Raw genomic sequence first — 13,108 nt, 5'->3', positions numbered from 1 at the left:
GCGACGCTAGGAGACCAGTTGCCATCCCGGCGGGAGCGGCGTGTAGTCGCGGAAGCACTCGATCTCCCCGCTCTGCCGGCGCTCGATCACCACCCACCCGTCACGCCCGGAGCAGTCGTAGGGGCGATTGCCGAGTGGATCCCACGTCGCGCCCGCGGGCAGCGACGCGGTCAGCGGAGCGCAGAAGTAGCCGCCGTCCGAGGTCGTCGCCGGGGCCTCGTCACGCGAGCACACCCACTCGTCGTAGAAGGTCAACTCGCCGCGCATCGCGGCCGAGGCGAGGAACCCGGCGGCGACCCCGATCATGAGCCCGGCAGTACCGACGCCCAGCAGCAGCAGGACGCGAGCACGACGACGCGGTACGGACGTGTCGGGCATCAGATGTCGCGGAAGGTCTCGATCGAGGCGCCCAGCAGATTGAGACGTTCGGCGAGGTCTTCATAGCCCCGGTGGATGACGTAGGTCGACCTCAACACCGAGGTGCCCTTCGAGGCGAGCATGGCCAACAAGATGACGACGGCGGGGCGCAGCGCCGGGGGACAGACGAGCTCGGCGCCCGAGAACGACGTCGGGCCCTCGATCATGACCCGGTGCGGGTCGAGGAGCTTCACGTGCCCGCCGAGCTTGGTGAGCTCGGTGAGGTAGATCGCGCGGTTCTCATAGACCCAGTCGTGCAGGAAGGTCTGGCCCTCCGCGACTGCCGCGATGACGGCGAAGAACGGCAGGTTGTCGATATTGAGGCCCGGGAAGGGCATCGGGTGGATCTTGTCGTGCGGGGCTCGCAGGTCGGACGGGCGCGTCTGGAGGTCGACCAGACGGGTGTGCCCGTTGAGCGCGGTGTACTCCTCGGACCGGCTGTAGTGGAAGCCCATCTCCTCCAAGACGGCCAGCTCGATCTCGAGGAACTCGATCGGGACGCGGCGGATCGTGATCGAGGAGCGTGTCACGATCGCAGCCGCGAGCAGCGACATCGCCTCGATCGGATCCTCGGCAGGCGCGTAGTCGACATCGACGTCGATCACCTCGCGGCCGGTCACCGTGAGGGTGGTGGTGCCGATGCCCTCGACGGTGACGCCGAGCTTCTGCAGGTAGAAGCAGAGATCCTGGACCATGTAGTTCGACGATGCATTGCGGATCACGGTCGTGCCCGGGTGCAACGCTGCCGCCATCAGTGCGTTCTCGGTCACCGTGTCGCCGCGTTCGGTCAGCACGATCGGACGAGTCGGGTCCACCGCGCGATTGACCTGCGCGTGGTAGCTGCCTTCGGTCGCCTTCACCTCCAGCCCGAAGGGACGGAGCGCGGCCATGTGCGGCTCGACCGTGCGCGTGCCCAGGTTGCACCCGCCCGCATAGGGCAGCTCGAACGACTCGGCGCGGTGCAGCAGGGGCCCGAGGAACATGATCACCGAGCGGGTGCGGCGCGCTGCGTCCTCGTCCATGTGGTCCAGGTCGAGCTCGACGGGCGGAACGATCTCGAGGTCGTTGTCGTCGTTGAGCCATCGGGTCTGCACTCCGAGGCTGTTCAGCACCTCCAGGAGGCGATTGACCTCCTCGATCCGAGCGACCTTGCGCAACGTCGTCCGCCCGCGATTGAGGAGCGAGGCGCAGAGGAGGGCGACTCCCGCGTTCTTCGACGTCTTGACGTCGATGGCCCCGGCGAGCGTGGTGGGACCCTGGACCCGTAGGTGCACCGGTCCGGATCCGACGGAGACGAGCTCGGAGTCGAGCGCCTCACCGATCCGCGCCAGCATCTCCAAGGACAGGTTCTGCTGTCCCTTCTCGATCCGGTTGACCGCGCTCTGACTCGTGCTGAGCAGATCGGCCAGCTGCATCTGCGTCAACCCGCGGTGCTGGCGAGCATCGCGGATCAGGGCACCGATGCTGCTCTTGTAGTCCTGGGGCATTCCGTCACGGTAACTCATATGTGAGATATGAGCACAGGGCTGCCTGGGTGAGTCGTACGGCGGTCGGAGCGGTCGGACGCCTTCCGCCGAGAGGCCTGCTTGGATGGGGAGCATGCGCGCGACGATGATCCATGCCCCGGGCGACATCCGTTTCGAGGAGGTGCCGGATCCTCGGATCGAGGCACCCACCGACGCCATCGTGAAGGTCGTGGCCGGCTGTATCTGCGGCTCCGACCTGTGGCCCTACCGCGGGGAGAACGACGTCACCCCGGGCACGATCGGACACGAGTGCGTCGGCATCGTGGAGGAGATCGGTTCCGAGGTGTCCCAGTTCACCGTGGGCGACTTCGTGGTGGTGCCGTTCGACCACTGCGACAACACCTGCGCCCACTGTCGCGCTGGCGTCCAGTCCGCCTGCGTGAATCTCGGCATGACCACGAGCGGCCAGGGGGAGTACGCCCGGGTGACCCAGGCCGATGGCAGCCTGGTGAAGACCGACGGAACTCCCGAGGCATCGATGATCCCCTCGCTGCTCGCGCTCTCCGACGTGATGCCGACGGGGTGGCACGCCGCCGTCTCAGCCGACGTCCGGCCGGGCGGCTCCGTCGTCGTCGTGGGCGACGGCGCGGTCGGACTCTGCGGCGTCCTGGCCGCGTCGGCGATGGGCGCCGAGACGATCATCGCGATGTCGCGCCATGAGTCGCGCCAGCAGATCGCCCGCTCTTTCGGCGCAACCCACATCGTCGCCGAGCGCGGTCGCGAGGGCGCGGCGGCGGTCAAGGAGATCACCGGGGGAGTAGGAGCGGACGCCGTGTTGGAGTGCGTCGGCACCGACGACGCGATGGGTACGGCGTTCGCGGTCGCTCGACCGGGGTCGATGGTCGGATTCGTCGGCGTGCCCCACGGCGTGGAGTTGCCGGTGCGCCGGATGTTCCAGAAGAACGTCGGACTGCGCGGAGGCATGGCGCCGGTGCGTCGCTACCTGCCCGAACTGCTCGACCTGGTGACCGCGGGGCGGATCGACCCCGGTCAGGTCTTCGATCTCACGCTGCCGATGAGCGAGGCAGCGGAGGGCTATCGAGCGATGGACGAGCGGCGGGCAATCAAGGTGCTCCTGGAGCCCTGAACCGCGCTCGCCCGAGGCGGGTCATCCGGCGAGCAGCCCCTGGGCCGTCGTCCGGCAGTCGCAGGCGTCCGAGCACGCGAGGTAGGTGTGCATGGCGTGACCGCAGTGCACGCACAGCCTGTCGTGGGAGAGGTGGTGGCTGGTCTGCAGTTGCTCGATCGTGTCGTACATGGCGAGTCCTCGGAGTCGGTCGGTTCACTCGATACTGCGACCGTTCGACCGGCTTCGGGCCCGATCTGAGGCGGTCTGGTCACATCGGGCCATCAGGTCTGGCCGAGCGTCCTCGCGAAGCGCGCGCCACGCACCGACGCGCGCTACTTTCGTCGGGGGCTCGGGTAGACCGCGGTCCGATGCGGCGTCGCTCGGCCCACCGCAGGCTGGATGGCATGGAAGAGACGACGCGGCTCGGGATGACGCGCGAGGATCGCATCTGGGTCTACGTCCTGTTCGCCGGAGGCGGAACCGCATTGGGCCTGATCGCGCCGTTACTGGCGCGCTGGCTGGCCGACGTGCCCGTTCTGCCGTTCGGTGACGTGCTCGCATGGCTCGGCGGATTCGACCAGTGGTGGTCGTGGATCGCCCGGCCCGTGGGTGGTCTGGTGGTCGGTGCGGTGGCCGCTGCCGTCGTGATCGACAACGAGTACGCGATCGAGGTGGCCGACGACGCGCTGTTCATCGTGCGCGGCCGGGACCGACGACGTCTGGAACGCACCCAGATCGTCGGGATCCACGCCGAGCGCAAGCGGATCGTGATCGACGGGCACCAGGGACGCGTGCTCTTCGACAAGCCCGTGGACGTCAAGCGATCGACCCTCGCCGCCGCCTTCCAGGAGCGCGGCTACCCCTGGGAGGGTTGATCGACCGACGCCGACTCGCCGGCCGAACCCACGCCGGCGGCAGGTGTCGCCTGGCCGGAGAGGATCGCCAACTGTCGACTGGTCGCGATCAGCCGCCCCTCGGCATCCCAGAGCTCGACCTCCTCGTCGTGGTAGCCGTCGATCACGTGCCGTGTACTCACGTGCATCAGCGCCCAGCCCGTCATCGCCCGACGGCGGAAGTGCACGGTGAGCTGCACCGTGGCCGAGGCCAGCCATCCGAGATCGGCGGTCACCGGCGGATAGGCATCCACGATCGCGCCGGCGGCGAGCGAGTCGATCGGACGCCCGTCGACCGGCCGGATCCAGAGAACCTGGTCGCTGGTGCCGGCGGGCGTGCCCGCGAGCCAGCCCGGCATCGCCGCGATGCGCGTCTCGTAACGGCCCGAGATGGGCGCGAACTCCACCGGAATGACGCCGGTCAGGCTGCGGCACTCCGCCGGCGGCGGGAACGGCGGTGCGGCCTGCGGTGTGTGCTGGTGCTCGCCCGTCTTCGCTGCGTCGTGCAGGCTGATGACGCCGTGCACCACGACGTCGTCGGCCTGCAGGAGCCGGACCTCGTGGACCGAGATCCGTCGCCCGGAGCGGACCGTGGTGACCGCCACCTCGGCGGGACCGGGGGTCGGCGGCTTGAGGTAGCTGATCGACGCCGTGAGCGGGTCGGGGTGCATCGGGCCCGCCTGTTCGGCGTGGTCGAGCACGCCCCTCAGGAGGACGGCCAGGACGTACCCACCGTTGGCAGTCCCGTTGGGAGTGTTCCAGTCGGCGGTGAGCGTCAGCGTGCGTCGCCCGTCGTGGTCGGTCAGGGCGATCGCGCGGTCGAGCTCGAAGACTTCGGTGGTCACGGACACGACCGTAGGTGACGCGACCACGACCAGGAGCGCGGGCGTCGGCGATGAGTTCGCCGGGTTGCGACGGTCGATCCTCCGGCGACGCTAGTGTCGCCGCGCCGGACCGCACACTCCGGTGACCTCGACGAGACGGGAACCCTGTGGCCACCTCGCCCCGCACCCATGCCGCTGACACCCACGACCTGATCCGGGTTCATGGCGCCCGGGTGAACAACCTCAAGGACGTCAGCGTCGAACTGCCCAAGCGGCGCCTCACCGTCTTCACCGGTGTCTCCGGCTCCGGTAAGAGCTCGCTGGTGTTCGGCACCATCGCCGCGGAGTCGCAGCGGCTCATCAACGAGACCTACAGCGCGTTCGTGCAGGGCTTCATGCCCACCATGGCGCGGCCCGACGTCGACGTGCTCGACGGTCTGACGACGGCGATCATCGTCGATCAGGAGCGGATGGGGACCGACCCGCGCTCCACGGTCGGCACCGCCACCGACGCCAACGCGATGCTGCGGATCCTGTTCAGCCGACTCGGGGACCCCCACATCGGGTCTCCCCAGGCCTACTCCTTCAACGTGGCCTCGATCTCGGGCGCCGGCGCGGTGACGATGGAGAAGGGCGGCCAGAAGGTCAAGGAGCGGCGTTCGTTCAGCGTCGTGGGCGGCCAGTGTCCGCGGTGCGAGGGCCGTGGTTCGATCAACGACTTCGACCTGAGCGCGCTCTACGACGAGGACAAGTCGCTCAACGAAGGCGCCCTGACGGTGCCCGGCATCACGATGGACGGCTGGTACGGCCGCATCTACCGCGGGTGCGGGTGGTTCGACCCCGACAAGCCGATCAAGAAGTACACGCAGGCCGAACGCGACGACCTGCTGTACAAGGAGGCGACCAAGATCAAGGTCGAGGGGATCAACCTCACCTACCTCGGCCTGATCCCGCAGATCCGCAAGACCTTCCTGGCCAAGGACGTCGACGCGATGCAACCGCACATCCGCGCCTTCGTCGAGCGCGCTGTCGTCTTCACGACCTGTCCCGACTGCGACGGCACCCGCCTCAGCGCGCTGGCGCGGTCCTCGCTCATCCGCGGGAAGAGCATCGCCGACCTGTGCGCGATGCAGATCAGCGACCTGGCGGCGTGGATCCGCGAGGTCGACGACGTCACGGTCGCCCCGTTGGTGACCGCGCTGGGGGAGACCCTCGACTCCTTCGTGGAGATCGGACTCGGCTACCTCTCGCTCGACCGTCCTGCGGGCACGCTGTCCGGCGGTGAGGCCCAACGCACCAAGATGATCCGCCACCTCGGGTCGTCACTGACCGACGTCACCTACGTCTTCGACGAGCCGACGATCGGACTGCACCCGCACGACATCGAGCGGATGAACCAGTTGCTGCTCCGGCTGCGGGACAAGGGCAACACCGTGCTCGTCGTCGAGCACAAGCCCGAGGCGATCGCGATCGCCGACCGGGTGGTCGACATCGGTCCCCGCGCGGGAACCGAGGGCGGCGAGATCGTCTTCGAGGGGACCGTGGCCGACCTGCGGAAGGCCGACACCCTCACCGGTCGCCACCTCGACGACCGCGCGCGCCTCAAGGACGCCGTCCGTACGCCGTCGGGGTCCCTGGAGGTGCGCGGAGCAGGCACGCACAACCTGCAGGGAGTCGACGTCGACATCCCGCTCGGCGTCCTGACCGTGGTCACCGGTGTCGCCGGTTCGGGGAAGAGTTCCCTGATCCACGGCCACGTCGTGGCAGGACGCGACGACGTCGTCGCGATCGATCAGGGCGCCATCCGGGGTTCGCGGCGGAGCAACCCCGCGACCTACACCGGGCTCCTCGAACCGATCCGCAAGGCGTTCGCGAAGGAGAACGGCGTCAAGCCGGCCCTGTTCAGCGCGAACTCCGAAGGTGCCTGCCCCAACTGCAACGGCAACGGCGTCATCTACCCCGATCTCGGCATCGTCGCGGCGGCGCCCACGCCGTGCGAGGTCTGCGAAGGACGTCGCTTCGACGCCGCGGTGCTCGACTACCGCTTCGGCGGTCTCGACATCAGCGAGGTGCTGCAACTGTCGGCCAGCGAGGCCGCGGACTTCTTCGCACCCGGGGGAGCGGGGGCACTTCCTGCGGCGCACAAGATCCTCGAGCGACTCGTCCAGGTGGGACTGGGCTACCTCCGGATCGGTCAGCCGTTGACGACCCTCTCCGGAGGGGAGCGACAGCGCCTCAAGCTCGCCGTGCACATGGGGGACAAGGGCGGGATCTACGTGCTCGACGAGCCGACGACCGGACTGCACCTCGCCGACGTCGACCAACTGCTCGGACTGCTCGACCGACTCGTCGACGCCGGCAAGTCGGTGATCGTGATCGAGCACCACCAAGCCGTGATGGCGCACGCCGACTGGGTGATCGACCTCGGCCCCGGCGCCGGGTACGACGGCGGACACGTCGTGTTCGAGGGCACGCCGTCGGATCTGGTCGCGTCGGCCTCGACGCTGACCGGCGAGCACCTCGCCGCCTACATCGGCGGGTGAGGCCCTCCGCTGGTCCGGCGAGGTAGACAGGAGGGATGCACACACGCACGATCGGGAACGAGACCGTCGGACGCGTCGAGGTGGGCGCGATCGGCCTTGGGTTGATGACGTTCAGCCAGAGCGAGCCCCAGCCGCGAGCGCAGCTGCTCGACACGGTGCGGGCCGCCCTCGACGCGGGGGTCACGCTCTTCGACACCGCCGACGCCTACGGCTCGGAGTCGCTCGGGCGCGGAGCGCAAGGCGACAACGAGCAGCTGGTCGCCTCGCTGCTCGACGAGCTCGGAGTCCGAGGCCAGGTGTTCCTGGCGACCAAGGCGGGGCACGTCCGTACCGACGGGGGCGGCTGGGATGTCGACTCCTCAGCCCCTCACCTGCGGGCGGCGGTCGATGCGAGTCGGGAGCGCCTCGGCGTCGACGTCCTGGATCTGTGGCAGCACCATCGGCCTGACCCGGCCGTGCCCTACGAGCAGGTTCTCACGACGTTGAAGGAGATTCACCAGGCGGGCAAGGTCCGCATGATCGGGCTGTCGAATGCCGATCCCGGCCAGATCCGGCTGGCGCACGACGTCCTCGGTGAGGCGTTGGTGAGCGTGCAGAACCAGTTCTCCCCGGCCTTCCGCTCCAGCGCACCCGAGATCGACGTGTGCACCGAACTCGGGCTCGCATTCCTCCCGTGGAGCCCACTCGGCGGTCTGGGCGATGCGAAAACGCTGGGGGAGCAGCACCCGGCATTCGCCGAGATCGCGGCCGACCACGGCGTCTCACCGCAGCAGGTCGCGCTCGCGTGGGAGCTCGCGCAGGGACCCACGGTGATCCCGATCCCCGGAGCCAAGCGGCCGTCGTCGATCCAGGACTCGGCCGCAGCGGCCGACCTGGTGCTCACCGACGCCGAACTGGCGCGCCTCGACGCCGGATAGCGGGTCGGCTCGACGCCGGATTCAGGACGGAGTGCGTCGCATCACGATGCGGGGGAGACCGCTTCCCTTCGCGTCGGTGGTGCCGACCTGCTCGAAGCCGGCCTGCTCGAACATCGAGCGGGTGCCGACGAACGCCATCGTCGTGTCGATCCGGGACGTGCCGTCCGCCGCGTCGTTGTCGACCGGGTACGCCTCGACCGCCGGCGCCCCGTGCGCGAAGGCGTGCTCGACGGCCCCGTCGATGAGCGGCGTCGACAGTCCACGGCGCCGGTGCCCGCCACGCACGACGACGCAGATGATGCTCCACACGTCCTGTTCGTCGATCGGACGGATCAATCGAGATGCGCTCAGTCGCGGGTTCTCCGACCGCGGCGTGATGCTGCACCATCCGACGGGCAGCTCGTCGTCGTAGAGCAGCACCCCCGCCGGGTTCGGGCGCGTCGCCAGATCGCGCGCCGCAGACTCGCGATCAGGAAACGCGGCGATCTGTTTCGCCGTGAGCCGGTGGGAGAGGCACCAGCAGTGCGTGGCACGACGATTCGGGTTGATGACGTCGGCCAGGTCGTCGAAACGCTCCGACGTCGCCGGGTGCACCGAGAAGGCCATGACGCCCATGGTGCACCCGTTCTCCGACAGCACGGACGTTTCTTCCTAACGAGGCTGCTTTCTTCCTGATAGGCTGGAACAGTGGCGCTGAACATCAAGGACCCCGAGACCGACCGCCTCGCGCGTGAGTTGGCTGAGGCCACGGGGGAGTCGATCACCGTGGCCGCTCGCGTCGCCTTCTCCGAACGCCTCGCACGCGTCCGCGCGCGCCGTGACACTGCGGCTCAGGGCGCCACGCTGGATGCCATCGTCGCCCGGGGCAGGGCTCGGGCGATGGTCGACGATCGCGCCGCCGACGACGTCATCGGGTACGACGAGCACGGCCTGCCGGCCTGAACGATGACGATCGCTCTCGACACCTCGGCGATTGCGGCCGTCGTCTTCGGCGAGCCCGACGCGACGCGCTTCGTCACGGCGATGCTGGCCAACGCGGGTGACTGCCTGGTCAGTGCCGCGACGTTGGTCGAGGCAGGGATCGTGGTCGAGGCGAAGCAGGGACCAGCGGCGACCCAGGACCTGCGACTCCTTCTCGACCAGATCGGTGTCGAGGTAGTGGCAGTCGACAGTGACGCGGCGTCGGTCGCCGTCGGCGCCTGGCAGCGGTTCGGCAAGGGTCGCCATCCGGCGGCGCTCAACCTCGGCGACTGCTTCGCCTACGCGGTCGCCAAGATCGCGGGAGCACCTTTGCTCTTCAAAGGCGACGATTTCGCCAAGACCGACATCCCTCACGCGATCTGAGACGCACGTACAGCCCTGGGGCATCGTGCGACTCACGTCTCGACAGAGTGCCGATAAGTGACATTATGTCATTCCCGTCAGGCGAGGGCAGCCTCGGATGCGCGGACGCCCCCGAGCATCGGTCGATTACCTCGACCGTCACCGGTCGTTCCAGGCGGCACCGGCACCGCCTCAGGCTGGGACGGCGCCTGTCACTGCGGCATCAGCCTCGCTGGCTCGTCTGGACCAGCGGCGGGTCATCCAGCGCCGAGGGCAACGCGCAGGTGAGCATGTCGTCGGCCGCTCGCAGCGCCTCGACGACGGCGCGCGCCGGGCGGCGGTGCAGGCGGGCGTAGTCCCGCTCCCCCAGAGCCGGGTCGACCGACCATGCCAAGCGCTCTGCCCCCAGTGAGAACTGGGCGTCCACGCCAGGCCTGTTGCCCCGCGGATCCTGGCGGTGCCAGCGCCCTTTCAGGTGCAGCGCAACCAGACCGTGGACGACGAAGCCGTCCTCGCCGAGGTCGTCGTCACGCAGACGCTGATAACAGAGCGCTGTCGGGACTCCTTGACCACGCAGGATCGCCGCCAGCAGATGCGACTTGGCGTAGCAGAGCCCACGGCGCGCGTGCAGCACCTCGCCGGCCGTGAGCGTCACCGTGCCGTCGCCGGCGTCGAAGGAGTGCTGCACCTCGTCACGGACCCAGACGAAGGCGGCGGCCGCGAACCCGATGTCGTCCGCATGCTGCCGTCGCAGTTCCGCGCCGAGGGCGCGGACCCGGGGGTGATCGACATCGACGACCTCGTCCCCCTCCAGGTAGTCCGTCGGCGTGGTTCCGGGCTCGGCGTGCATCGGTCCAGTCTGGTGCACGCGCCGGGCCGGGGACACAGGCGCTGGCTAGTGTCGTCACATGACGACGCGCGCCGGCATCGTGGTCACCGGCACCGAGGTGCTCACCGGCCGGGTGACCGATGCCAACGGGCCGTGGCTGGCCGAGGAGCTGCGGCGCGAGGGTGTCGACGTGGGTCGCATCGTGGTGGTCGGAGATCGCCGTGACGACCTCGCGTCCGCCCTGCGCTACCTCTCCTCCGACCACGATCTCGTGATCACCACGGGGGGCCTCGGCCCGACCGCGGACGACCTCACCGTGGACGTCGTCGCCGAGGTGCTCGGGTGCGAACTCCGACTCGACCATGCATGGGAGCGCCGGATCGCGGCCCGGGTCGACGAACTCTCCGCGGGACGCGGGTGGCAGCTGCCACCGGACGTCGTGGCGCACGGAGTGCGCAAGCAGGCGCGAGTGCCCCACGGCGCGGTCGTGCTCGAGCCCGTCGGCACGGCTCCGGGCATGGTCGTCACCCCGAGCGCAGGGGTCGCGTCGGGTGCGCCTCCCGTCGTCGTACTGCCGGGGCCTCCGAGTGAGCTTCGACCGATGTGGCCTCAGGCCCGCGACACCGACGTCGTGCGCCGAGCGCTCGGCTCCCCGACGAGGTTGAGCGAGAAGACGGTCCGGATCTGGGCGCGGCCGGAGTCCGAGCTGGCGGCCGTGCTCCGTGCTCACGAATCACGTCACGGGCAGGCAGCGGCGGCCGGCCTGGAGATCACCACCTGTCTGCGCGAGGGTGAGCTGGAGATCGTGACACGTTTCGCGCCCGGCGCCGAGCAGGCCTATGAGGACCTCGTCGCAACGCTGCAGCGGGCCTATGGTGCGGATCTCTTCTCCACGGGTCCATCGGTCGACGAGGTCGTCGCCGAGAGCATGCGATCGCGATCGGCGACGATCGCGACGGCGGAGTCGTGCACCGCCGGACAGCTCGCGAGCCGCATCGCCGACATCCCAGGCTCCTCGGCCTATCTGCTGGGAGGTTTCGTCACCTATGCGAACGACGCGAAGACCGCCGAGGTCGGCGTGCCGCCGGAACTTCTCGACGCCCACGGCGCCGTCAGCGCCGAGGTCGCCCGCGCGATGGCAGAAGGAGCGCGGGCCAGGCTCGGCACGACGTACGGCATCGGTATCACCGGTGTCGCCGGGCCCGGGGGCGGCACATCTGAGAAACCGGTCGGGCTCGTGCACGTCTGCCTCGTCGACGGCGAGGGCGCACTCCCCCGGCGCCTCATGCTTCGTGGCGACCGAGCAGCGATCCGACGACGCACGACGACCGAGTGCCTGCACCTGCTGCGGCTCGCTCTCGAGCGGTGACCGCCTGACGCTCGGCGGCGCTCAGCTCGCGAAGCTCGCCTCGGCGGCCGTGACGATGCCGGCCTCCCGCCCCGGGGCGGTGTGGTACTTCCAGTAGAGATTGGTGTGGGCGATCACGAGATCGGGCGTGGGTGCGCCGTACTCGGAGAGATCCTCGGTGGTGTGGGCGTCGCTGATCAGCACGGTGTCGTAGCCACGCGCCAGTGCTCCGTGCAGGGTGGAGCGGATGCAGGCGTCGGTCTGAGCGCCGGCGACCAGCACTCGCCCGACACCGTGGTCGGCGAGGACGTCCTCGAGTTCCGTCGCCTCGAACGCATCGCCGTAGTCCTTGTGGACGACCGGCTCGCCCTCGGCGAACGGCAGCTCCGGCACGTACTCCCACCCGGGCGTTCCCGACTTGCCGTCGAGCGAGTCCTGCACCCAGATCACGGGCACCCCCGCACCACGGGCGCGGTCGACCAGGCCTGCGATGGCCGCCACGACGGCGTCGCGGTCGTGCGCTTGCGCGACGACGTCGTTCTGCACGTCGATCACGAGCAGCGCGGTGTGCGGACGGTCGGTGTGGGTGCTCATGTCGACGACGCTACGCCGCGGCGCCGACATCCGCATCGGGTCACGATCCGACCCGCACGCGGTGGCGCCGTCGCCCGCCCCCACCCCGCTCCCCTACGATCACGGACATGAAGCGACTGCTCGCCGTGCCCGCCGTCCTCACCCTCGCTCTCTCACTCGCCGCGTGCGGCGACGACGAGCCGAGCACGGGCTCCGATGGCGCGGACGGCGTCGCGTGCACCTACAACGAGACCGGCGACGCGGCTCGCGAGGTCGACCTGCCCCCGGGCGAGGCAACGGCCACCGACAAGGTCGAGGTCGTCATCACGACCACGAACGGCGACCTGCGTGCGACGCTCAACGGCGACACGACGCCGTGCACCGTCAACTCCTTCCTCTCCCTGGCCGAGCAGGGCTTCTACGACGACACCCCGTGCCCGCGCATCACCACCACGCCCGGCTTCGAGGTGCTGCAGTGCGGCGACCCGAGCGGGACGACCGCGGGCGGCCCCGGCTACCAGTACGAGGACGAGCTCAGCGGTGGCGAGACCTACCCGGCCGGCACCCTCGCGATGGCCAACTCGGGCCCGGACACGCAGGGATCGCAGTTCTTCATCGTCTACGGGGACACCCAGCTCCGCCCCGACTACACCGTCTTCGGCACCGTCGACGAGGCCGACCTGTCGGTGATCGAGGAGATCGCCCAGGACGGCGACGACGGCACGAACCCCGCCGGCGGCGGCGCTCCGAACACGCCGATCGGCCTGGTCTCGATCACCACCGACTGATCTCACCACCCCCAGAGCCGGGTCGAGCGCCGTCGAGGTGCTGGACCCGGCTCTGGTC

General features: G+C 69.4%; 15 protein-coding genes. 8 read left to right on the top strand and 7 right to left on the bottom strand.

Annotated elements, in window-relative coordinates:
* Positions 1-6 precede the first annotated feature (6 nt).
* On the bottom strand, positions 7-378 hold the full coding sequence (locus KSO97_RS04875) for a hypothetical protein (RefSeq protein ID WP_232676858.1): 372 nt from the start codon (positions 376-378) through the stop codon (positions 7-9).
* A complete protein-coding gene (locus tag KSO97_RS04870) occupies positions 378-1,904 on the bottom strand; it encodes a UDP-N-acetylglucosamine 1-carboxyvinyltransferase (protein ID WP_232676856.1) in 1,527 nt (508 codons plus the stop codon). The genes KSO97_RS04875 and KSO97_RS04870 overlap by 1 nt, the downstream gene beginning before the upstream one ends.
* Before the next feature lie 112 nt (positions 1,905-2,016).
* Here KSO97_RS04870 and KSO97_RS04865 point away from each other — a divergent pair, with 112 nt between their 5' ends.
* Positions 2,017-3,030, top strand: a complete 1,014-nt coding sequence (locus KSO97_RS04865) for a zinc-dependent alcohol dehydrogenase family protein (RefSeq protein ID WP_232676855.1) — start codon at positions 2,017-2,019, stop codon at positions 3,028-3,030.
* A 21-nt stretch (positions 3,031-3,051) separates the two neighbouring features.
* On the opposite strand, the gene KSO97_RS04860 is transcribed toward KSO97_RS04865, so the two are convergent.
* Positions 3,052-3,201 carry a hypothetical protein gene (locus KSO97_RS04860; RefSeq protein WP_232676854.1) on the bottom strand — a complete coding sequence of 50 codons (150 nt, stop codon included), beginning with the start codon at positions 3,199-3,201 and terminating at the stop codon, positions 3,052-3,054.
* Between the two features lie 215 nt (positions 3,202-3,416).
* On the opposite strand from KSO97_RS04860, the gene KSO97_RS04855 reads away from it, so the two are divergent.
* Positions 3,417-3,887, top strand: coding sequence for a hypothetical protein (locus tag KSO97_RS04855; RefSeq protein ID WP_232676853.1), 471 nt, complete (start codon positions 3,417-3,419; stop codon positions 3,885-3,887).
* Here KSO97_RS04855 and KSO97_RS04850 read toward each other — a convergent pair.
* Complete coding sequence (locus tag KSO97_RS04850; protein WP_232676852.1) at positions 3,869-4,750, bottom strand: thioesterase family protein; 882 nt, start codon at positions 4,748-4,750, stop codon at positions 3,869-3,871. The two genes, KSO97_RS04855 and KSO97_RS04850, sit on opposite strands and share 19 nt — an antisense overlap.
* A 146-nt stretch (positions 4,751-4,896) precedes the next feature.
* Here KSO97_RS04850 and KSO97_RS04845 point away from each other — a divergent pair, with 146 nt between their 5' ends.
* Both KSO97_RS04845 and KSO97_RS04840 read left to right on the top strand, forming a co-directional pair.
* Positions 4,897-7,272 (top strand): excinuclease ABC subunit UvrA, encoded by a 2,376-nt coding sequence (locus tag KSO97_RS04845; protein WP_232676851.1) that lies wholly within the window; start codon positions 4,897-4,899, stop codon positions 7,270-7,272.
* Between the two features lie 35 nt (positions 7,273-7,307).
* Entirely contained in the window at positions 7,308-8,189 is an 882-nt protein-coding gene (locus KSO97_RS04840; protein ID WP_232676850.1) for an aldo/keto reductase, read from the top strand.
* Positions 8,190-8,210: 21 nt separating this feature from the next.
* Here KSO97_RS04840 and KSO97_RS04835 read toward each other — a convergent pair whose 3' ends face one another.
* On the bottom strand, positions 8,211-8,795 hold the full coding sequence (locus tag KSO97_RS04835; protein WP_232676849.1) for an N-acetyltransferase: 585 nt from the start codon (positions 8,793-8,795) through the stop codon (positions 8,211-8,213).
* A gap of 81 nt (positions 8,796-8,876) precedes the next feature.
* On the opposite strand from KSO97_RS04835, the gene KSO97_RS04830 reads away from it, so the two are divergent.
* Together KSO97_RS04830 and KSO97_RS04825 are read left to right on the top strand one after the other, a co-directional pair.
* On the top strand, positions 8,877-9,131 hold the full coding sequence (locus tag KSO97_RS04830; RefSeq protein WP_232676848.1) for a type II toxin-antitoxin system VapB family antitoxin: 255 nt from the start codon (positions 8,877-8,879) through the stop codon (positions 9,129-9,131).
* Positions 9,132-9,134: 3 nt separating this feature from the next.
* Positions 9,135-9,533 carry a type II toxin-antitoxin system VapC family toxin gene (locus KSO97_RS04825; protein ID WP_232676846.1) on the top strand — a complete coding sequence of 133 codons (399 nt, stop codon included), beginning with the start codon at positions 9,135-9,137 and terminating at the stop codon, positions 9,531-9,533.
* A 202-nt stretch (positions 9,534-9,735) separates the two neighbouring features.
* Here the strand turns inward: KSO97_RS04825 and KSO97_RS04820 are convergent, their stop codons facing one another.
* Positions 9,736-10,362 (bottom strand): transglutaminase family protein, encoded by a 627-nt coding sequence (locus KSO97_RS04820; RefSeq protein ID WP_232676844.1) that lies wholly within the window; start codon positions 10,360-10,362, stop codon positions 9,736-9,738.
* A 58-nt stretch (positions 10,363-10,420) separates the two neighbouring features.
* Between KSO97_RS04820 and KSO97_RS04815 the strand changes: the two genes are divergently transcribed.
* Positions 10,421-11,710 carry a competence/damage-inducible protein A gene (locus KSO97_RS04815; protein WP_232676843.1) on the top strand — a complete coding sequence of 430 codons (1,290 nt, stop codon included), beginning with the start codon at positions 10,421-10,423 and terminating at the stop codon, positions 11,708-11,710.
* A 21-nt stretch (positions 11,711-11,731) separates the two neighbouring features.
* Here the strand turns inward: KSO97_RS04815 and KSO97_RS04810 are convergent, their stop codons facing one another.
* Positions 11,732-12,283, bottom strand: a complete 552-nt coding sequence (locus tag KSO97_RS04810) for a cysteine hydrolase family protein (RefSeq protein ID WP_232676842.1) — start codon at positions 12,281-12,283, stop codon at positions 11,732-11,734.
* A 107-nt stretch (positions 12,284-12,390) separates the two neighbouring features.
* Here KSO97_RS04810 and KSO97_RS04805 point away from each other — a divergent pair, with 107 nt between their 5' ends.
* Positions 12,391-13,050: a peptidylprolyl isomerase gene (locus KSO97_RS04805; RefSeq protein ID WP_232676841.1), complete on the top strand. Its 660-nt coding sequence runs from the start codon at positions 12,391-12,393 to the stop codon at positions 13,048-13,050.
* Positions 13,051-13,108 lie beyond the last annotated feature (58 nt).

The organism is Nocardioides sp. R-C-SC26 (genome assembly GCF_021246465.1).
In the GTDB taxonomy this organism is placed as follows: Bacteria; Actinomycetota; Actinomycetes; order Propionibacteriales; family Nocardioidaceae; genus Nocardioides.
This window is presented reverse-complemented; position numbering and strand designations above follow the sequence as displayed.